This window comes from Xanthomonas sp. NCPPB 2586, assembly GCF_041475775.2.
In the GTDB taxonomy this organism is placed as follows: domain Bacteria; phylum Pseudomonadota; class Gammaproteobacteria; order Xanthomonadales; family Xanthomonadaceae; genus Xanthomonas; species Xanthomonas campestris.
On the sequence record NZ_CM192981.1, the window covers coordinates 4975555 to 4993052 of the forward strand.

The window sequence follows — 17498 nt, forward strand, 5'->3', positions numbered from 1 at the left end:
CCACTAGTCCCGGCGACGGGCATACCCACTCGCCGGCTGCACGCTCCTAAGCGACGCACCCGACAAACGCGAAGGGCCGTACATCTGCACGGCCCTTCGCATTGCTCACTGCCCGTCGACAGACGCGATCAGTATTTCTTTTCCAGGTTGATCATCCAGGTCTGATCGTTGCCGCTGTCGCCGTCGGTGATGCCGCGGTATTCCAGCCGCGTCGACAAGCCTTGTTCGGTCAGCAAGGCCGCACCGATACCGACCATCAGGCGGTTGCGATCGAACGCGTTCTGACCGGTGCGATACACCGGGCCACCGATGATGTCGGCATAGCCCAGCGTTGCGTCGCCGCGGCCCTGGAAGTCGCGCTGATACTCCACGCGGACCTGCGGGGTCAGGCGTCCCCAGGCCACATCGCGGCGCCATTCCAGGCGCAGGCCCAGGTTGCCGGTGGTGGTGGCCACATCCATGTCGTCATAGCGCAGCGCGAACGGCGCGATGCCATCTTCGACGTAGCCATCCAGGGTTGCCCGCGCCACATCCACCCGCGCATACGGGGTGATCTGCAGATTGCCGCGTTGCAGGTCTGCACCGCTGGACAGCGAGGCGATCCACTGCTTGCCGTCGCGGCTGCCTTCGGCCATCGAAGCGTCGTCGGTGACGAAACGACGCAGGTCGTAAGACAGCAACTGATAACCCACCAGGGTGTCGAAGAAAAACGCCTTGCCCGGATGGAAGCTGGCATACAGCGCCATGGTGTAGGCGGTGGCCTTGGAGTGGCTGCCGTTCCTGCCTACATCGCTGTCGTCGCGGCCCCAACCCAGGCCCGCACCCACTGCCAGCGACGGCGCCAGCCGGTAGTCCGCACCCACGCTCAAGCCATCGGTCTGGAAGTCCACGCCGTTGGTGTTGGCCTGCCTGTTCAGGCTGCCGGAGCGGATCGCACCGCCCACCCACAGGGCCAGGTCGCCCTGGCCCTGCGCACGGCCGGTGCCGCTCGCCATCGCCGGCGCATCGCGGAACTCGTTGTCGGCATCCTGGGTGTCCGGGCTGCACGGCTGCGCGCTGATGCCGCGATCGGCCTGGCGGCAATGCGAGGTCGGCTGGAAGGTCACCGCATTGCTCAGCGTGCTGCCGCCACGGTGGGTGGCTTCCAGACGGCGCTGGAAGTTGTCGATCTGCGCCTTGGCGAAGCGCCGCGTCGACTCGGACTGCGCATCGATCAGGCCACGCACTTCCGCATCCACACTCGGGTCGCGCCGCGGCGCCACGGTGAAGGTCACGCTTGCCGCCGCCGAGGTGGCGAACGCGTTGGACAAGGTGAACTGCACGGTGGCCTGACCGACGAAGGCCGGGTTCGCCACGAAGGTCAGCATGAAGCTGGGTGAAGAAGCCTGCGCAGTGGCCGCAGGCACAAAGCCGGAAGTGCGCGCCGCTGCCGCCGCTGCACCACCCACCTGGGTGATGGTGGCGGTCCCGGCCGAGGCCGGCAGCACTGCGACCACCGCGGCGGCCACGAACGGCCCGCCGGTGGCATTACGGGTCAGATCGACCTGAGAGGCCGCACCCGGCACCGCCTCGGCGGTGACCGACACGGCGATCGGGCGCGCATTGACGGCGATGGTCACCGTTGCTGCGGCCGAGGTTCCACCGCTGCCGGTGACCGTGTAGCTCACCACATCGGTGCCGACAAACCCGGCCGCCGGCGTGTACACCAGCTCCAGCCCATTGACCGCGGCGGTGCCGTTGGTCGGCGCGGTCGCAATGGCGATCGCAGTGATGTTGCCGGTGTCGTTGGCGGTCACTGGCACCGTCACCGCCGCATCGCTCATGGTGGCCGCGGCATCGGCCACGGCAACCGGGGCCGCATCGCTCACCGTGAAGCTGTAGGCCTGCGTGGCGCTGGCATTGCCGGCATCGGCCACCGCGATGGTGAAGGACGAGGTGCCCTCCGCGGTGGGCGTGCCTGACAACACGCCGTTGCTGGCCAGCGTCAGACCGGCCGGCAAGGTGCCGCTGGCAACGCTGTAGGTGTACGGCGCAACGCCACCGGTGGCAGTCAACACCTGGCTGTACGGCGTACCACGCACCGCTGGCGGCAGCGTGGGTTGACCCGGCACCAACGTGGCGCCGGCAATGCTCAGCGTGTAGCTCTGGCTCGCCTGCGCGGCCGGGCTGGGCGTGCTGTCGGTGGCAGTCAGGGTGAAGTTGAACGTGCCAGACACCGTTGGCGTGCCGCTGAGCGCGCCGGTTGCGGCGTCCAGCACCACACCGCTCGGCAATGCGCCCGCGGTCAGTGCATAGCTGTACGGCGCGGTGCCGCCGGTCGCCGGCGAAATCGCCGCCGCGTACGCCTGCCCCGCCGTACCGGCCGGCAAATTGCTGGCCGGCAAGGCCAGGTTCGGCGCCGCCACTGTATAAGGTATACGCCTGCGTGGCACTGGCGTTGCCGGCATCGGCCACCGCGATGGTGAAGGACGTGCTGCCCTCGGCGGTGGGCGTGCCTGACAACACGCCGTTGCTGGCCAGCGTCAGACCGGCCGGCAAGGTGCCGCTGGCAACGCTGTAGGTGTACGGCGCAACGCCACCGGTGGCGGTCAACACCTGGCTGTACGGCGTACCGCGCACCGCTGGCGGCAGCGTGGGTTGACCCGGCACCAACGTGGCGCCGGCAATGCTCAGCGTGTAGCTCTGGCTCGCCTGCGCGGCCGGGCTGGGCGTGCTGTCGGTGACAGTCAGGGTGAAGTTGAACGTACCAGACACCGTTGGCGTGCCGCTGAGCGCGCCGGTCGCGGCGTCCAGCACCACGCCGCTCGGCAATGCGCCCGCGGTCAGTGCATAGCTGTAAGAACCTGTTCACGATCTTTCCTGAGCAGTGCAGACTATGCGGATGCGCCAAAAGACCTATCCGAGTGACATGAGCCGGGAGCAGTTCGAACACGTGCTGCCGATCCTGGAACAAGCGCGTAAGCGCACCAAGCCACGCCGTGTGGATGTGTATGAGGTGTGGTGCGCAGTGTTGTACTTGCTGCGAACCGGTTGCCAATGGCGAGCGCTACCCAGCGACTTTCCAAAGTGGCGGACCGTGCACTCGTACTTTGCCAAGTGGAGCGAGTGCAACGATGAGGGAGTGAGCCTGCTGGAGCAGGCACTTAAAAAATCAGGTTGGCGTGGTCCGCGCCAGACAGGAGCGCAACGCTTGCACCAGGTTCTTGATCGTGGACGCGCAGAGCGTAAAGAACACGGACACAGCAGGGCAAAAGGGATATGACGCGGGCAAGAAGGTGTCGGGCATCAAGCGGCATATCGCTGTTGATACTCAGGGATTGCCCCATGCAATCGCGGTGACGACGGCGGAGGTGACCGACCGCAAAGGTGCGCTGCAAGCGTTGGAGCGCTGCCAGTCAAACTTGACGCATGTACAAAGCTTACTGTGCGACAGCGGTTACACCGGAGTACGGTTTGCCGACGGCGTGCGAGAGATTTTAGGCGAACAGCTCACGGTGCAGATTGCCAAGCGCAGCGAACTGCATACCTTCAAGGTCATGCCCAAGCGATGGATCGTCGAGCGTAGTTTTGCTTGGCTGGAGAAGAACCGAAGGCTATGGAAGAACTGCGAGCGCAAACTCAACACCAGCCTGCAGTTCATCCATTTGGCCTTCTTGGCACTATTACTCAGAAGATCGTGAACAGGTTCTAAGGCGCAGTGCCGCCGGTCGCTGGCGAAATCGCCGCCGTGTACGCCTGCCCCGCCGTGCCGGCCGGCAAATTGCGGGCCGGCCACCGTCTCTGCATAGGCCTGCGAAGCGGTGAAGGTGTTTGCATCGGTCGCAGTCACGGTGAAGTTGAAGCTGCCTTCCACCGTCGCGGTGCCGGACAGCGTGCCGTTGCTGGCCAGGGTGAGGCCAGCCGGCACGTTGCCCGCGCTGACGGCATACGTGTATGGCGCGGTTCCGCCGCTGGCGCTGAGCGTCTGGCTGTAGACCGTGCCGCGCGTGGCCGCCGGCAGCGCAGTGGGCGCGACCACGATGACAGGTGCTGCGATGGTCAGCGTGTAGCTGCGGCTGGCCTGCGCCGCCGGGCTGGGCGTGCTGTCGGACACGGTCAGGGTGAAGTTGAACGTGCCCGCCACGGTCGGCGTGCCGCTGAGTCCACCGGTCGCCACGTCCACGACCACACCCGTCGGCAACGCACCGGCGGTCAGTGCATAGCTGTAAGGCGCGGTGCCGCCCGTGGCGGGCGTGATCGACGCGGAGTACGCCTGCCCGGCGGTACCTGCCGGCAAGCTGCTTGCCGGCAACACCAGGTTCGGGCCAGCCACGGTCAGGCTGTAGGCCTGATTGGCGGTGAAGCTCCCCGCATCGGTGGCGGTCACGGTGAAGTTGAAGCTGCCTTCCACCGTTGCGGTACCCGACAGCGTGCCGTTGCTGGCCAGGGTGAGGCCGGCCGGCAATGCGCCACTGGCGAGTGCGTAGGTGTACGGCGCGGTGCCGCCACTGGCGCTCAGCGTCTGGCTGTAGGCAGTGCCACGCGTGGCGGCCGGCAGCGTGGACGGCGCAACCACAATCGGCGGCGCGGCGATGTTCAAGGTGTAACCTCGTGTGCCCTGCGAGGGCGTGCCGCTGGTGCTGTCGGTGGCGGTCACGCTGAAGGCAAAGCTGCCCACGCTGCCGGGGGTGCCGGTCAAGGCGCCGCTGCTGCCATTGAGCGTGATGCCCGCCGGCAGGGCGCCGGCAGTGACGGCGTAGGTATACGGCGGAATGCCGCCGGTCGCTGGGTTGAGCGCCCCCGAATAAGCCTGGCCTGCAGTGCCGGCCGGCAAGCTGGTCGCCGGCAAGGTCACCGTCGCGCCGGCCACGGTCAACGTGTAGGCACGGTTGCCGCTGGTGGGACTGCCGCCGCTATCGGTAGCGGTGGCGGTGAAGTTGAAGCTGCCGGTGGCCGTGGGCGTGCCGGACAGCACGCCGGCAGCGCTCAGGGTCAGCCCGGCCGGCAACGCACCGGCAGTGACGGCGAAGCTGTACGGCGCGGTGCCGCCGCTGGCGCTCAGGTTCTGGCTGTAGGCGCTGCCCGCGGTCGCCGCCGGCAGCGATGCCGGCCCGACCGTCACCACCACGTCGTCGTTGAGGATGGTGCCGGCGCCGGTGGCGCGCGCGATGCTTGCGTTGCTGGCACCGGACAGGCCGACGCTGAAGGTCTCGTTGGGTTCGAGCGCGGTATCGCCGTTGACGGTGATGGCCACGCCTTGCGCGGTGGTGCCGGGCGCGAACGTCAGGGTGCCGGAACGCGCGACATAGTCGCTGCCGGCGGTGGCAGTACCGTCGGCGCTGGCGTAATTGACCGACACGGTCTGGCCGCTGGCCGCGCTCAGGGTCACCGTGAAGGTGGCCGTGGTGGTGCCGCTGTTGCCTTCGTTGACGCTGACGTCGTCGATCGACAGCGAAGGCAGCGCATCGTCGTTGACGATGGTGCCCTGGCCTTGGGCGTCGCTGACCCCGGCGCCGCTGACGTTGCTGACGTTGACGAAGAAGGTCTCGTTGGGTTCGCTGAGCGTGTCGCCGTTGACCAGCACGGTGAAAGTCGCGCTGCTACTACCAGCGGGGATGGTCTGCCCGGTGAGGCTGGAGGCGACGTAGTCCACGCCTGCGATGGCGGAGCCATCGGCGGTGGCGATATCGAAGCTGGCGCCGCCGGCACCGGCCGGCTGGCTGAGCGAGACGGTGAAGGTGGCATTGCTCGTGCCGGCATTGCCTTCATTCACCGAGACGTCGTTGATCGACAGCGTCGGCTGGCTCGGGGTGATGGTGATGTTGACAGTGATGATGTCGCTCCGGCCATCTTCTAGCGGGAACGTATCGCTGGTGGCGTTGTCACCGTTATGGGTGTAGGTGACGATCTGCGTGCCCTGGGCGCCGCTTGGGTTGGGAACGACGATCGTGCCGTGCGCAGGTTGCACACCGTTCCAGCCAACGCCGATATCGTCTACCCCCGTGCCATCGCAGGTCGTTACGTCGATCTGTACCGAACCGCCCTGCACCACAGTGGCGTTCAAGGTCGGGCAGTAGGTCGAGGCTTGCGCCATCGCCCAGCCTGGTGCCAAGAGCGTCATCGCGAACAGGACAAACATCACGACCAAACGTGCGCGGCCGCCGGTGGCGTCCGCTAGAAACCTACGCTGCTTGTTCACTGTCCACACCCCTGGAGCGCGCCATCCCCGGCGCCGGCAACGATCCTCGTGCCTGAAGGCAACGCCGCCCTAGAGATTTTCCCCTTCGGCATTGCGAGCGTATTTGAACAGGAACTGACTGACGAATAAACAATGAAAACTTAATACTTCATTCCAGTTCCAGATATTCCAGGCTTGCTCAATCAGAACTGGACAAGTATCTGTACGAATGACCCCGACACGCGGTCGGTGTTGCACTTACGGGAAGGAAATCCGCATGAGCGAGTTTTTCATGGGTCAGATCATGATGACCGGCTTCGTTTTCGCGCCAAAATATTTCGCGCAGTGCAATGGGCAGTTGCTGCCGGTCAACCAGAACCAGGCGCTCTTCAGCTTGCTTGGTACGCGTTTCGGCGGCAATGGAAGTACCACCTTCGCGCTGCCGGACATGCGCGGGCGCACCCCGGTCGGCTTTGCGCCATCTGCAGATCCGGCCTGGCAACCGTCGCCGCTACCGATGGGCCAGAACTCCGGCGCCGAGAACGTTTCGCTGCTGCCCGACAACCTGCCAGCGCACAACCATTCGCTGGAGGGTTCCAGCGCTGCGGGCAACAACCGTAGTCCCAGCGGCCGCTCTTTCGGCACCAATGCCAGCACGACCGGTCCGGCCACCGCGCTGTATGCGGCGCCGGGACCCCTGGTGGCAATGAATCCAGCAACCGTGGCTCAGGCCGGTGGCAGCCAGCCGCATCCGAACCTGCAGCCGTACACCACGCTCAATTTCTGCATCGCGCTGTCCGGCATCTTTCCCTCGCGCAGCTAGCGCGGCGCCTGCATTTCATAAACGCAGCGTGCCACCGCCGCGGGGCAGCGCGCCCATCGACCAGAAAGGACACCATGGCCACTCCATTCATCGGCGAGATCCGCATGTTCGGCTTCGGGCGTACTCCGCAAGGCTGGCAGGCCTGCGACGGCAGCCTGTTATCGATCTCCGACTACGAGGTGCTGTTCATTCTGATCGGCAACACCTACGGCGGCGATGGGCAGAACACCTTCGCGGTACCGGATCTGCGCGGGCGCGTGCCGCTGCATCAGGGCCAGGGCCCGGGCCTGAGCAACTACGTGATCGCCCAGACGGCTGGCACCGAGTCAGTTGCACTGACCGGACTGCAGTTGCCGGCGCACACACATACGTTGGTGGCCACAACCGCTGCCGCGACGGCCACCGCGCCGTCCGGCCTATTGCCTGGCACAGTCACCGGCGACGTGTTCTACGCGACCGACACCACCGGTGCCACGGCAGCGCCGATGGCCACGCAGTCGACCACGATCACCGGCGGTGGCCTGGCGCACGAGAACACCATGCCGACCTTGACGGTGCAGTACTGCATTTCCACTGTCGGCATTTTCCCGCAGCAGAGCTGAGCCCATTCACCGCGCCGCGCTCGGTGCGGTGCCTGCACGTTCTACAGAAGGACCGCGTTCATGACCGAACCCTATATCGGCGAAATCCAGCTGTTCGGCTTCGATTTCAATCCCGTCGGCTGGGCGTTGTGCAACGGCGCCACGCTGCCGCTGCAGCAGAACACCACGCTGTACTCGCTGCTGGGCATCGTCTATGGCGGTAACGGCACGACCACGTTTCAACTGCCTAACTTCTGTGGACGCGCCGGCTGCGAGCAGGGGCAGGGCCCGGGACTGAGCAGCCGGCAGTTGGGCAATAGCTTCGGCACGGCCGCCGTGAGCCTGTTGCCCACGCAGATCCCGCCGCACCAGCATGGCGTCAGCGCGTTCACGCAACCGGATTCGACCAAGAAAAGCGGCACGCCCGCCAATGGCGCAGCGCTTTCAGCGCTGGGCGGCAGCACAGCACGCCCGTTCGTGACGGTGACACAACCCGACACCCAGTTTTCGCCGGCGGCGCTGCTGCCAACCGGCAACGGCCTGGCCCACCAGAACCAGCAACCGTATCTGGCGGTGAATTTCTGCATTGCGTTGTCTGGCACCTATCCACAGTTCGATTGACGCCATGCAGGGCGAAGCTTCCGCGACTCCAGCGAGCGTGCATCCGCAAGCAGAATGCGAGCGCATGCCTGCACTGCTTGCGCACCGCATCGCACTGCGCGCCGAACACGACACCGATGTGCCTTGGCTACGCGATCTCTATGCCAGCACACGCAGCGACGAACTGGCGCACGTCCCCTGGCCGGAGACGACCAAGCGCGCGTTTGTGGATCAGCAGTTCGCGCTGCAGCGCACGCATTATCGGCAGCATTATCGCGACGCCGACTTTCTGATCGTACAGACGCCGGACGAACGCATCGGCCGGCTGTATCTTCAACGCGCAGCCGTGCAGCACGTGCTGGTCGATATCAGTTTGTTACCGCATTGGCGCGGCAGGGGCGTGGGCACCGCATTGATCATGCATGCGCAGGCGTTGGCGCAGGCCGCAGGCTGTGGCGTGGCATTGCACGTCTTTCATGCCAATCCTGCGGCGCGCCGGCTTTATACGCGCCTGGGCTTTCTCGCAGGCGACGCCAGCAGTACCCACCTTGCGATGCACTGGCAGCCCGCCGAGAGGGCGGCCACGCCGCTCAGTTGAATATCGCCTGATACAAAAAGCCGTCGCGCTCGCGTGCTACCGGCACAAGAAATACCCCGACCTCGCCCAGCCGGCTGTGCCGCAGCTGATAGATCTGCTGCGGAAACAGAAACGCCGAACTGTTGCGGAACAGCAGCGAGAACGGCGCCCGGTGCACCGCCTGCGTGGTCGGAAGCGGGCGTGCCTCGACCAGCACGAAGGGAATCTCGCCGTCGTTCAAGGCAGCAGAGAAGGTGTCGTTGACGCTTCCTGCGAAGTGTTCCAGGGTCAGCAAATCCATCTGCACGCTCGGGCTGGCTAAGGCGGCTCCATCATCTACGTGCAGGCATACCTCACACAACGTAGCCATGTACGAACCCCGTGCTGCGTCACGCTCGTGAGACGGGGCGTTGCAGTCGTGGGGGCGTTGGCCATCTGCCTGCGGTACAGGCGCATGCGACAATACTGCACGCACCGGTTCGGTTATGTTCAGCCGTGTGACGGTTACTCTATCGCGTTGGAATTCTGTTAAAGGCTGCAATGACGGCGTCCGAATCCCCTGTCGTGCAATTGTCCGGTGTCCGCATCGATCGCGGCGGACGCGCGATCCTGCGCGACGTGTCGCTGGATGTCCCGCGCGGCAGCATCACGGCCGTGCTCGGTCCCTCCGGCAGCGGCAAGTCCACCTTGCTGGCGGCACTGACTGGCGAATTGCGCCCGGTGGCCGGCCGCGTGACCTTGTTCGGCCAGGAAATTCCGCGCGGTAGCCGGGCGCTGCTGGAGATGCGCCGCAATGTTGGCGTGCTGCTGCAGGGCAATGGCTTGTTGACCGACCTGAGCGTGGCCGACAACGTCGCGCTGCCGCTGCGCACGCATACCCGCCTGCCGGCGCCGGTGCTGCAGCGCCTGGTGCAGATGAAGCTGCATGCGGTGGGCCTGCTGGCCGCGGCCGATGCCTGGCCGCGCGAGTTGTCCGGCGGCATGGCGCGGCGTGTGGCACTGGCGCGCGCGCTGGCGCTGGACCCGCCGCTGATGATCTACGACGAGCCGCTGACCGGGCTGGACCCGATCGCCTCGGGCGTGATCATGAGCCTGATCCAGCGCCTCAACGACAGCCTGGGCCTGACCAGCATCATCGTCAGCCACCACGTGCACGAGACGCTGCCGATCGGCGACCAGGCGGTGGTGATCGCCAATGGCGGCATCGTGTTCGCCGGCACGCCCGCGCAATTGCAGGACAGCACCGACCCGCTCGTGCAGCAGTTCCTGCACGGCCAGCCGGACGGCCCGATCCCGTTCGATGCGGCGCCGCGCCGCGACCGGAGTGCTGCCTGATGGCCATTGCCGAATCGATCCGTGCCTTCGGCCGCGCCGGGCTGTTCTCGCTGACCGTGCTGCGCGGCTCGCTGCCCACACGCGACTTCATTGCCGAGCTGGTGCGCGAGATCTACAAGGTCGGCGCGCGCTCGCTGCCGATCATCGCCGTGGGTGGCGCCTTCGTCGGCTTGGTGCTGACGCTGCAGGGCTACCGCACGCTCACCACCTATGGCGCCTCCGATGCGCTGTCCACCTTGCTCGGCCTGTCGCTGTACCGCGAGCTGGCGCCGGTGCTGACCGCGCTGCTGTTCATTGGCCGCGCCGGCAGTTCGATCGCCGCCGAGCTCGGCCTGATGCGCGCTACCGACCAGATCAAGGCGCTGGAGCTGATGGCCATCGACCCGATTGCCAAGGCGGTGGCGCCGCGGTTCTGGGCCGCGGTGCTGACGGTGCCGTTGTTGACCGGCGTGTTCTGCTCGCTGGCCATTACCGGCGGCTATTTCGAAGCCGTCCACGTGCTGGGCATCGACAATGGCACCTTCTGGTCGGGGCTGAGCAACAGCGTGGATTTCTGGGACGACTTCGGCGTGGCGATGCTCAAGTCGGCGATCTTCGGCGGCACTGCTGCGCTGGTGGCCGCCTACGTGGGCTTCCATGCCGAGCCCACCATCGAAGGCACCTCGATCGCCACCACGCGCGCGGCGGTCAACGCCTCGCTGCTGGTGCTGATGTTCAATTTCGTGCTGTCGGCCATGTTGTTCCGATGATCCGCCGCTCTTCTCGCACCCGCCCGCAACCTGCGGTGTGTGGACCCACCGAACCATCCGCTCCGATCCGCGTCGGGGCACCTGCACCACCAGGAGTGAGATAACCCCATGGCCATGCGTGGACCACGACTCGAATTTGCCGTCGGCGCGTTTCTGCTGCTGACCCTGGCCTCGCTGCTGGTACTGGCGGTGGCCTCGACCAACCAGCGCTGGGGCTTTGGCTCCAGCCAGTACACCCTGATTGCGCGCTTCAGCCAGATCGGCCAGCTGCGCCCGCAGGCGCCGGTGAAGATCGGCGGCGTCACCATTGGCAAGGTCTCCGACATCAGCCTGGATCCGACCAAGTTCGATTCGGTGGTGACCCTGTCGCTGGACACCAAATACAAGGATCTGCCCGCCGACACCTCGGCCGGCATCTTCACCAGCGGCCTGCTGGGCGAGAGCTATATCGGGCTGCAGCCGGGCGGCGACCCGGAGACGCTCAAGCCGGGCGAAGAAATCGGCTTCACCCAACCGGCGGTGGATCTGCTGCAGCTGGTCGGCAAATACATGTTCAGTGGTGGCGGCGGCAGCAGTAATGCCCCCGCTGCCAACGGCCAGGCGCCCTCGCCTGCGCAGCCCGCCTCCCCCTCTACGGAACCAACCCCATGAAGACCACCCTGCTCTCCGCTGTCCTGGCCTCGACCCTGCTGGTGTGCGCACCGGCCACGGTGCTCGCACAGCCGGCCACCTCCAGCGCGCCTGCTGCCCAGGGCGCGGCCACCAAGACCGTCATCGACAGCAGCACCCGCATCCTGTCCACGCTGGATCAGCGCCGCGCCGAATTCCGCGGCAACCCGGCCGCCCTGCGCCAGTACATCAATGGCGAATTGAACAAGGCCTTCGATCGTGATTACTCGGCCCGCCTGGTGCTGGGCGTGCACGGCCGCGGTGCCTCCGATGCGGACGTCAAGCTGTTTGCCGATGCGCTGGCCGAGAACCTGATGCAGCGTTACGGCACTGCCCTGTTGAACTTCGAAGGCAAGCCGACCTTCCGCGCCAAGTCTGAAAGCGCGCTGCCGGGCAACCGCGGCGTCAAGGTTTCCACCGACCTGCTGCGCGCCGGCAACGACCCGACCCCGGTCGACTACCTGATGCGCAACAGCGGCGGCCAATGGAAGATCTTCGACGTGATGATCGAAGGCATTTCCTACGTGCAGACCTTCAAGACCCAGTTCGACGGCCCGCTGCGCGAAAAGGGCATCGCCAAGGTCGCGGCCGACCTGCGCAGCGGCAACCTGCAGGTGGGTGCGACACCGGCCAATGGCCAGTAACGACCAACTGCAGCGCAACGGCGACACGCTGGCGGTAAGCGGCGTGCTCGACCGGGCCGCGGTCACGGATCTGTGGCCGCGCGCGCTCGCGCAACTCGCTGGCGCCCGCACGCTGGATCTTTCCGGTGTACAACGCCTGGACAGCGCCGGCGTGGCGATGCTGGCCGAACTGGCCGCGCGCCTGCGCAGCAATGGCAATGGCACGGTGGTGGGCAAGGCGTCCGGTCTGGACGAATTGTGCGCCGCCTACCGTTTGTCGCCCTCTCTCGATTTTCAGGCCTGAGTGCCACCCCCATGAATCAGTTCCGCTCCCTTTCCCTGTTGGCCTGCCTGCTGCTGGGCGCCTGCGCGAGCCAGACGCCCAAGTCTGCCCCGCCCGCCGCCGATGCTGCTGCCAGCGCCTCCGACACCGCCGTGCGTGACGATGCCGGGGTGACCGCGCAGCCGGCCGCGGCCGGTTTCGCCGCGCCCGACGCCCTGCCGGCCACTGCGGCCACTGCGGCGACTGCGGCGACTGCACCGGCCGAACCGGCCAGCAGCGCAGCTGACAGCGGCACGCCTGGCGCGCCGACCACGGCCGAAGATGATTTCGACGCCTTGTACGGCTCCACCACGCCGCAAGCCGGCGGCGCAGCCGCAGGCCCGGCCCTGCCTGGCGGTGCCCCGGCCTACGACCCGTGGGAGCGCTACAACCGCGGCATGCACCGCTTCAACCTGGCGGTGGACCGCGGCGTGGCCCGGCCGCTGGCGACCGGCTACACCAAGGTGGTGCCGCGCCCGGCGCGCCTGGGCGTGACCAACTTCTTCGACAACCTGGGTTCGCCGCTGACCATGGTCAACCAGCTGCTGCAGGGCCATCCGGTCTACGCGGTGCAGACCCTGGGCCGCTTCGTGATGAACTCCACGCTGGGCGTGGCCGGCCTGTTCGACCCGGCCAGCGCCGCCGGCATCCCGCGCCGCAGCGAAGACTTCGGCCAGACGCTGGGCGTGTGGGGCTGGCGCAACTCGCGCTACTTCGAGCTGCCGCTGTTCGGCCCACGCACGGTGCGCGATACCTTGGGCCTGGGCGGCGACATTCCGCTGTCGTGGGTACGCCAGGTCAACGATGGCGGCGCACGCTTCGCCCTGCAGGGCCTGCAGCTGGTGGACACCCGCGCGCAGCTGATGTCGCTGGATTCGCTGCGCGACCAGGCCCCGGACGAATACGCCCTGACCCGCGATGCCTGGATGCAGCGCCGCAACTACCAGATCACCCGCGACCTGCGCAGCCAGCGCAAGGAAGACGGCGAGCTGCCGGAATACCTGCGCGAAGACAAGGACAGCACGGTCCCGGTGGACGCCATGCCGATCCCGCAGTGGATTCGCTGATGGGTGGGTGAGTGGTTTGCTGGAAAATATAAAAAAGCCCGGGAGCGATCCCGGGCTTTTTTTGTTGTGGCGCATGCCGCCCTGATCCGCGTGGTACATGCGGCGTGTTGGTACCGATGCCTTCTGCGTTTAAGCAGGCGTTCGTTCCACGGCGCCGCTATTTACCGGACCGCAGCGCCGGTTCGGGCATGACGGAAGGAGTGCGATCGGCGTAGGTGAGGTAGCTCTTCCATAGATCATGGGAGCGCTGATCGTTGAGATCGACGCGACAGCTCGCCGCTTTCGCCAGCGCGACTGATGCGGTGCCCCACAACACACGCACATTACCGCATTGCCTTTCGCTGTAAGTCCGCCAGGCAGCTTGCGCTGCATCGAACGCATCGGCTGACAGACCAAAATCTGTCAGCGCCCTTGTGCGTGCCGCCTGCAGATAGTCGTCGAGGTGTGCCTGCGACTGCGCAACCTCTTTGGTCCAGCAAGCATTGCTCTGCGCAGTCGTCGCCAGGTCCACACATAGATCAGATGCATGTGCTGAAACGCAGTAAAGAAGGCTCAGGAGTGGAAGTAGGTGCATCACGGTGTCTCTTTGGCTTTCACGCATTGCTCTTCTCTACGTCTGCACGGTCAGTCAACGTGGAATGCAACTGCTGAGACCGCCCGCGTAGCAGCGCCCTGTTGGACCGAAATCGAACAGGTGGCTGACTGGATGACGAGTCGCAATATGTCTTTGTCCAAGCAGCGCCGGTTAGTGCGCCAACGCCGCATCGACGGCCTGGCGCAGGCGGACGTCATCGGCGGCGACGTCGGGTGCGAAGCGTTCGATGACCTGGCCGTCGCGGCCGATCAGGAATTTTTCGAAGTTCCACAACACGCCCGGTGCCGGGTTGGCGGCGATGCCGTAGCCGGCCAGCTTTTCGCGCATCGGGCCATCGCCGGTGGCCTGCGGCTGTGCGCTGGTCAGCGCCTGGTACAACGGATGGATCTCGGCGCCGGTGACGGCGATCTTGGAGAACAGCGGGAAGGTGACGTCATAGGTAAGCTGGCAGAACTGGGCGATCTCCGCCTCGCTGCCGGGCTCCTGCCCATTGAAGTCGTTGGCCGGGAAACCCAGCACTTCCAGGCCCTGGGCCTGCTTGTCGCGGTACAGCGCTTCCAGGCCTTCGTACTGCGGGGTCAGCCCGCACTTGGAGGCGACGTTGACCACCAGCAGCACCTTGCCGCGATGCGCGGCCAGGCTGGTGGCGCCACCGTTGATGTCGGTCACGGGAATGTCGTGGATGCTCTGGCTCATCGGTGCGTCCTGTTGGAGGAAGCTCCAGAGCATAACCGCCGGGCGAGCGCGAGCGCTGCACCCGGTGCGCCGAGGTCAGCGGATCAATCGATGCACAGCGCTGCCTGGCCCATGCCGCCGACCACTTCCTGGCGGCAGCCGAAGCGATCGCTGTCGCGCTGGCAGGTGCCGCTGGTGGCGGTGCCGGTGGGCACGATGCTGGTGGCCAGGCAATCACCGCTGCAATCCGCGTTGTCGGTGCAGGTCTTGCCGGCATCGGCGTAGGGCACCACACACCGCGGCGTCTGCATGCGGCCTACCGGACGCATCTGACCGCCTTTGGCGGTGCAGGCGGCAGCGTCTGCGGATGTTGATGTTGATGTTGATGGTGCAGGTGTCACGCCCGCCGCCTGGGACGGTTGCGTGGTGGGCGTGTTGCTGCAGGCGGCCAGCAGCAGTGCGGACAGTGTCGTGTACATCCATCGGCTCGACATGCGGGCTTCTTCTTGAACAAGGTGAGGCAAGCATCGCGGCTGGTGTGTCTGCGTGGCGTGCTCGGGTGGGCGATGTCTGCGGCTGCGGCGTTGGGGCGTAGCTGGGAGCACTGCGGCGTTACAGGGAAGGCTTCATCGCGCCCGAGGGCGCTCCTACGTGAGATCCGTTGCGAGGTGAGAGCTTGCCGATCACGTGGCTCGTGCATCGATTTGCAGCGGAGTGGATCACGACTAAACCAGCGACGGCTGTGAGATGGCGTTGGCCGTGTAGGAGCGCCCTTGGGCGCGATGGGGCGTTACCGGGAAGGCCTCATCGCGCCCGAGGGCGCTCCTACGTGAGGTCAGTTGCGATTTGAGAGCTTGCCGATTACGTGGCTTGTGCATCGATTTGCAGCGGAATGGATCACGACTAAACCAGCGACGGCTGTGAGATGGCGTTGGCCGTGTAGGAGCGCCCTTGGGCGCGATGGGGCGTTATCGGGAATGCCTCATCGCGCCCGAGGGCGCTCCTACCGAATGCGGTTCGATGCACTGGGTGCGGCTGTGAGGTGAGTGGCTTGCCCGCGCTGGTTACGGTGTAGCCGGCTCACCGTTGGTCGCGCGAACGAACCATCTGCACTGGCCCTCTTCCGCACTGGCACGCTGCACGCCGCACTCATTCCTGCTCGTCACCGGCCTCGTCATCACTGCTGCCGGTGTCGTCGTTGCCGGCGTCGTCGAGCAGCGCCTGCGATTGCTCGCCGGCCAGGGTTTCCACGCCACGCAGGCGGCGCTCGATGGTGCGGGTCTTGCGGCTGGCTTCGCCCAGGCTCTTGCCGACCGTGGTGATCTGCCGCTCGGCCTTTTCGAGAATGCCGGCGAACTTGCCGAATTCGCTCTTCACCGCGCCCAGCACCTGCCAGACCTCGCTGGAGCGCTTTTCGATCGCCAGGGTCCGGAAGCCCATCTGCAGGCTGTTGAGCAGGGCGGTAAAGGTGGTCGGCCCGGCCAGCACCACGCGATGTTCGCGCTGCAGCAGGTCGACCAGCCCGGCACGGCGGATCACTTCGGCGTACAGGCCTTCGGTGGGCAGGAACATCACCGCGAAGTCGGTGGTGTGCGGCGGGCAGACGTACTTGTCGCTGATGGATTTGGCCTGGATGCGGATGGCGCGTTCCAACTGTGCGGTCGAACTCTTGATCGCGTCGAGGTCGCCTTTTTCCTGCGCGTCGATCAGGCGTTCGTAGTCCTCGCGCGGGAACTTGGCATCGACCGGCAGCCACACCACCGTGTCATCGCCGCGCCCTGGCAGGCGGATCGCGAAATCCACCGCTTCCGCGCTGTCGGGCTTGACCCGGACGCTGCGCGCGTATTGCTCCATCGTCAGCGTCTGCTCCAGGATGTTCTCCAGCTGCACTTCGCCCCAGCCGCCGCGGTCCTTGACGTTGGTGAGCACGCGCTTGAGGTCGCCCACGCCGGTGGCCAGCTGCTGCATTTCGCCCAGGCCGCGCTGCACCTGCTCCAGCCGCTCGGACACCAGCTTGAAGGAGGCGTCCAGGCGCGTGTTGAGCGTGGTCTGCAGTTTCTCGTCGACGGTGGCGCGCATCAGTTCCAGCTTGCTGGCGTTGTCGCTCTGCAGGCTGGCCAGCTGTTGCTCGAGCGTGGCGCGCATCTCGCCGATGCGCAGTTCGTTGCGCTGGGTCAGTTCGGTCAGGCGTTGGCCCAGCGCTTCGGTGAAGCGCTGCTGCGACTCGCCCGCTTCGGCGCGGCCCTTGCGCGCGTCCTCGGCGAGCGCTTCACGCAGCGCGGCCATGTGGGTGTCGGTGCGTGCGATCAGCTCGGTGAGTTGCTGCCCGAACACGTGGATGCGGGCTTCCTGCTGCTGGCCGAAGCCATCGAGCTGGGTGCGCAATTCAGTCAGGCGCCCGGTGAGCAGCTCACCGGTGCGCAGCTGCGCCTGGGTGCTTTCTTCGCGTGCCTTGCGGGCATCTTCGCCGAGCGCGTCGCGCAACAGGTCCAGGCGCTGGTCGGTGCGGGTGGAGAGCTCGGTGAGATTGCGCGCGAAGGTTTCCAGGCGGCCATCCTGCTGCCGCGCCAGGCCTTCGAGTTGTTCGCGTAGTTCGCCGCGGCCGTCGCGTTGTTCGGCGCGCAGCGCCTGCTCCAGCCCGGTGGTGGAAGAGCGCCGCAGCAGCATGGCCAGCTGCAGCACGAAGACTGCGCACAGCAGCCCGATGAGGATGAGGGATTCGGAT

The 17498-nt window shown here is 66.2% G+C and carries 16 protein-coding genes and 2 pseudogenes; 11 read left to right on the forward strand and 7 right to left on the reverse strand.

The window, feature by feature from the left end:
- Positions 1–128: 128 nt before the first annotated feature.
- Positions 129–2838 (reverse strand): annotated as a pseudogene (locus ACCQ09_RS21800) (autotransporter family protein); the annotation flags it as partial.
- A 43-nt stretch (positions 2839–2881) separates the two neighbouring features.
- Here ACCQ09_RS21800 and ACCQ09_RS21805 point away from each other — a divergent pair.
- Positions 2882–3680 (forward strand): IS5 family transposase gene (locus ACCQ09_RS21805; protein ID WP_100097398.1). Its coding sequence is split into 2 segments (ribosomal slippage): positions 2882–3153 and positions 3152–3680, totalling 801 coding nucleotides; the frame shifts between segments, so codons are not numbered across the junction.
- A gap of 92 nt (positions 3681–3772) precedes the next feature.
- On the opposite strand, the pseudogene ACCQ09_RS21810 reads toward ACCQ09_RS21805, so the two are convergent.
- Positions 3773–6178, reverse strand: a pseudogene (locus ACCQ09_RS21810) (beta strand repeat-containing protein); the annotation flags it as partial.
- Between the two features lie 256 nt (positions 6179–6434).
- Between ACCQ09_RS21810 and ACCQ09_RS21815 the strand changes: the two are divergent.
- The 4 genes from ACCQ09_RS21815 (at position 6435) to ACCQ09_RS21830 (ending at position 8759) form a co-directional block, all read left to right on the forward strand.
- Positions 6435–6980, forward strand: coding sequence for a phage tail protein (locus ACCQ09_RS21815; RefSeq protein ID WP_011039263.1), 546 nt, complete (start codon positions 6435–6437; stop codon positions 6978–6980).
- Positions 6981–7054: 74 nt separating this feature from the next.
- Positions 7055–7582 (forward strand): phage tail protein, encoded by a 528-nt coding sequence (locus ACCQ09_RS21820; RefSeq protein ID WP_040942154.1) that lies wholly within the window; start codon positions 7055–7057, stop codon positions 7580–7582.
- 60 nt (positions 7583–7642) lie between these two features.
- Entirely contained in the window at positions 7643–8182 is a 540-nt protein-coding gene (locus ACCQ09_RS21825) for a phage tail protein (RefSeq protein ID WP_011039265.1), read from the forward strand.
- A gap of 64 nt (positions 8183–8246) precedes the next feature.
- On the forward strand, positions 8247–8759 hold the full coding sequence (locus ACCQ09_RS21830) for a GNAT family N-acetyltransferase (protein WP_187305910.1): 513 nt from the start codon (positions 8247–8249) through the stop codon (positions 8757–8759).
- Here ACCQ09_RS21830 and ACCQ09_RS21835 read toward each other — a convergent pair.
- On the reverse strand, positions 8752–9039 hold the full coding sequence (locus ACCQ09_RS21835) for a DUF6916 family protein (protein ID WP_040942156.1): 288 nt from the start codon (positions 9037–9039) through the stop codon (positions 8752–8754). The genes ACCQ09_RS21830 and ACCQ09_RS21835 overlap by 8 nt on opposite strands.
- A gap of 239 nt (positions 9040–9278) precedes the next feature.
- Here ACCQ09_RS21835 and ACCQ09_RS21840 point away from each other — a divergent pair, with 239 nt between their 5' ends.
- The 6 genes from ACCQ09_RS21840 to ACCQ09_RS21865 all read left to right on the forward strand — a co-directional run bounded on the left by ACCQ09_RS21840 (position 9279) and on the right by ACCQ09_RS21865 (position 13503).
- The gene (locus ACCQ09_RS21840) at positions 9279–10073 is read left to right on the forward strand and encodes an ABC transporter ATP-binding protein (RefSeq protein ID WP_040942157.1); all 795 of its coding nucleotides are present in this window, start codon (positions 9279–9281) and stop codon (positions 10071–10073) included.
- Positions 10073–10822, forward strand: coding sequence for an MlaE family lipid ABC transporter permease subunit (locus ACCQ09_RS21845; RefSeq protein ID WP_228428161.1), 750 nt, complete (start codon positions 10073–10075; stop codon positions 10820–10822). Before ACCQ09_RS21840 ends, ACCQ09_RS21845 begins: the two co-directional genes overlap by 1 nt.
- A 108-nt stretch (positions 10823–10930) precedes the next feature.
- A complete protein-coding gene (mlaD, locus tag ACCQ09_RS21850; protein WP_040942158.1) occupies positions 10931–11473 on the forward strand; it encodes an outer membrane lipid asymmetry maintenance protein MlaD in 543 nt (180 codons plus the stop codon).
- Complete coding sequence (locus ACCQ09_RS21855) at positions 11470–12135, forward strand: MlaC/ttg2D family ABC transporter substrate-binding protein (RefSeq protein WP_011039271.1); 666 nt, start codon at positions 11470–11472, stop codon at positions 12133–12135. The genes mlaD and ACCQ09_RS21855 overlap by 4 nt, the downstream gene beginning before the upstream one ends.
- Positions 12125–12418, forward strand: a complete 294-nt coding sequence (locus ACCQ09_RS21860; RefSeq protein WP_012439719.1) for an STAS domain-containing protein — start codon at positions 12125–12127, stop codon at positions 12416–12418. The genes ACCQ09_RS21855 and ACCQ09_RS21860 overlap by 11 nt, the downstream gene beginning before the upstream one ends.
- Before the next feature lie 11 nt (positions 12419–12429).
- Positions 12430–13503 (forward strand): MlaA family lipoprotein, encoded by a 1074-nt coding sequence (locus tag ACCQ09_RS21865; protein WP_040942159.1) that lies wholly within the window; start codon positions 12430–12432, stop codon positions 13501–13503.
- Between the two features lie 157 nt (positions 13504–13660).
- Here the strand turns inward: ACCQ09_RS21865 and ACCQ09_RS21870 are convergent, their stop codons facing one another.
- From ACCQ09_RS21870 to ACCQ09_RS21885, 4 genes are all read right to left on the reverse strand, one after another.
- Positions 13661–14104: a lysozyme inhibitor LprI family protein gene (locus tag ACCQ09_RS21870; RefSeq protein WP_080640199.1), complete on the reverse strand. Its 444-nt coding sequence runs from the start codon at positions 14102–14104 to the stop codon at positions 13661–13663.
- A 144-nt stretch (positions 14105–14248) separates the two neighbouring features.
- Positions 14249–14794, reverse strand: coding sequence for a glutathione peroxidase (locus ACCQ09_RS21875; RefSeq protein WP_011039274.1), 546 nt, complete (start codon positions 14792–14794; stop codon positions 14249–14251).
- Positions 14795–14877: 83 nt separating this feature from the next.
- The gene (locus ACCQ09_RS21880; RefSeq protein ID WP_040942160.1) at positions 14878–15267 is read right to left on the reverse strand and encodes a hypothetical protein; all 390 of its coding nucleotides are present in this window, start codon (positions 15265–15267) and stop codon (positions 14878–14880) included.
- Between the two features lie 655 nt (positions 15268–15922).
- Positions 15923–17455, reverse strand: coding sequence for a DNA recombination protein RmuC (locus tag ACCQ09_RS21885; protein WP_029217135.1), 1533 nt, complete (start codon positions 17453–17455; stop codon positions 15923–15925).
- Positions 17456–17498 lie beyond the last annotated feature (43 nt).

Excerpts from the sequence above, each read along its gene's own strand:
- ACCQ09_RS21815 (WP_011039263.1), top strand. The coding sequence starts at position 6,435 with ATGAGCGAGTTTTTCATGGGTCAGATCATGATGACCGGCTTCGTTTTC.
- ACCQ09_RS21820 (WP_040942154.1), top strand. The coding sequence starts at position 7,055 with ATGGCCACTCCATTCATCGGCGAGATCCGCATGTTCGGCTTCGGGCGT.
- ACCQ09_RS21825 (WP_011039265.1), top strand. The coding sequence starts at position 7,643 with ATGACCGAACCCTATATCGGCGAAATCCAGCTGTTCGGCTTCGATTTC.
- ACCQ09_RS21830 (WP_187305910.1), top strand. The coding sequence starts at position 8,247 with ATGCCTGCACTGCTTGCGCACCGCATCGCACTGCGCGCCGAACACGAC.
- ACCQ09_RS21835 (WP_040942156.1), bottom strand. The coding sequence starts at position 9,039 with ATGGATTTGCTGACCCTGGAACACTTCGCAGGAAGCGTCAACGACACC.
- ACCQ09_RS21840 (WP_040942157.1), top strand. The coding sequence starts at position 9,279 with ATGACGGCGTCCGAATCCCCTGTCGTGCAATTGTCCGGTGTCCGCATC.
- ACCQ09_RS21845 (WP_228428161.1), top strand. The coding sequence starts at position 10,073 with ATGGCCATTGCCGAATCGATCCGTGCCTTCGGCCGCGCCGGGCTGTTC.
- mlaD (WP_040942158.1), top strand. The coding sequence starts at position 10,931 with ATGGCCATGCGTGGACCACGACTCGAATTTGCCGTCGGCGCGTTTCTG.
- ACCQ09_RS21855 (WP_011039271.1), top strand. The coding sequence starts at position 11,470 with ATGAAGACCACCCTGCTCTCCGCTGTCCTGGCCTCGACCCTGCTGGTG.
- ACCQ09_RS21860 (WP_012439719.1), top strand. The coding sequence starts at position 12,125 with ATGGCCAGTAACGACCAACTGCAGCGCAACGGCGACACGCTGGCGGTA.
- ACCQ09_RS21865 (WP_040942159.1), top strand. The coding sequence starts at position 12,430 with ATGAATCAGTTCCGCTCCCTTTCCCTGTTGGCCTGCCTGCTGCTGGGC.
- ACCQ09_RS21870 (WP_080640199.1), bottom strand. The coding sequence starts at position 14,104 with ATGCGTGAAAGCCAAAGAGACACCGTGATGCACCTACTTCCACTCCTG.
- ACCQ09_RS21875 (WP_011039274.1), bottom strand. The coding sequence starts at position 14,794 with ATGAGCCAGAGCATCCACGACATTCCCGTGACCGACATCAACGGTGGC.
- ACCQ09_RS21880 (WP_040942160.1), bottom strand. The coding sequence starts at position 15,267 with ATGTCGAGCCGATGGATGTACACGACACTGTCCGCACTGCTGCTGGCC.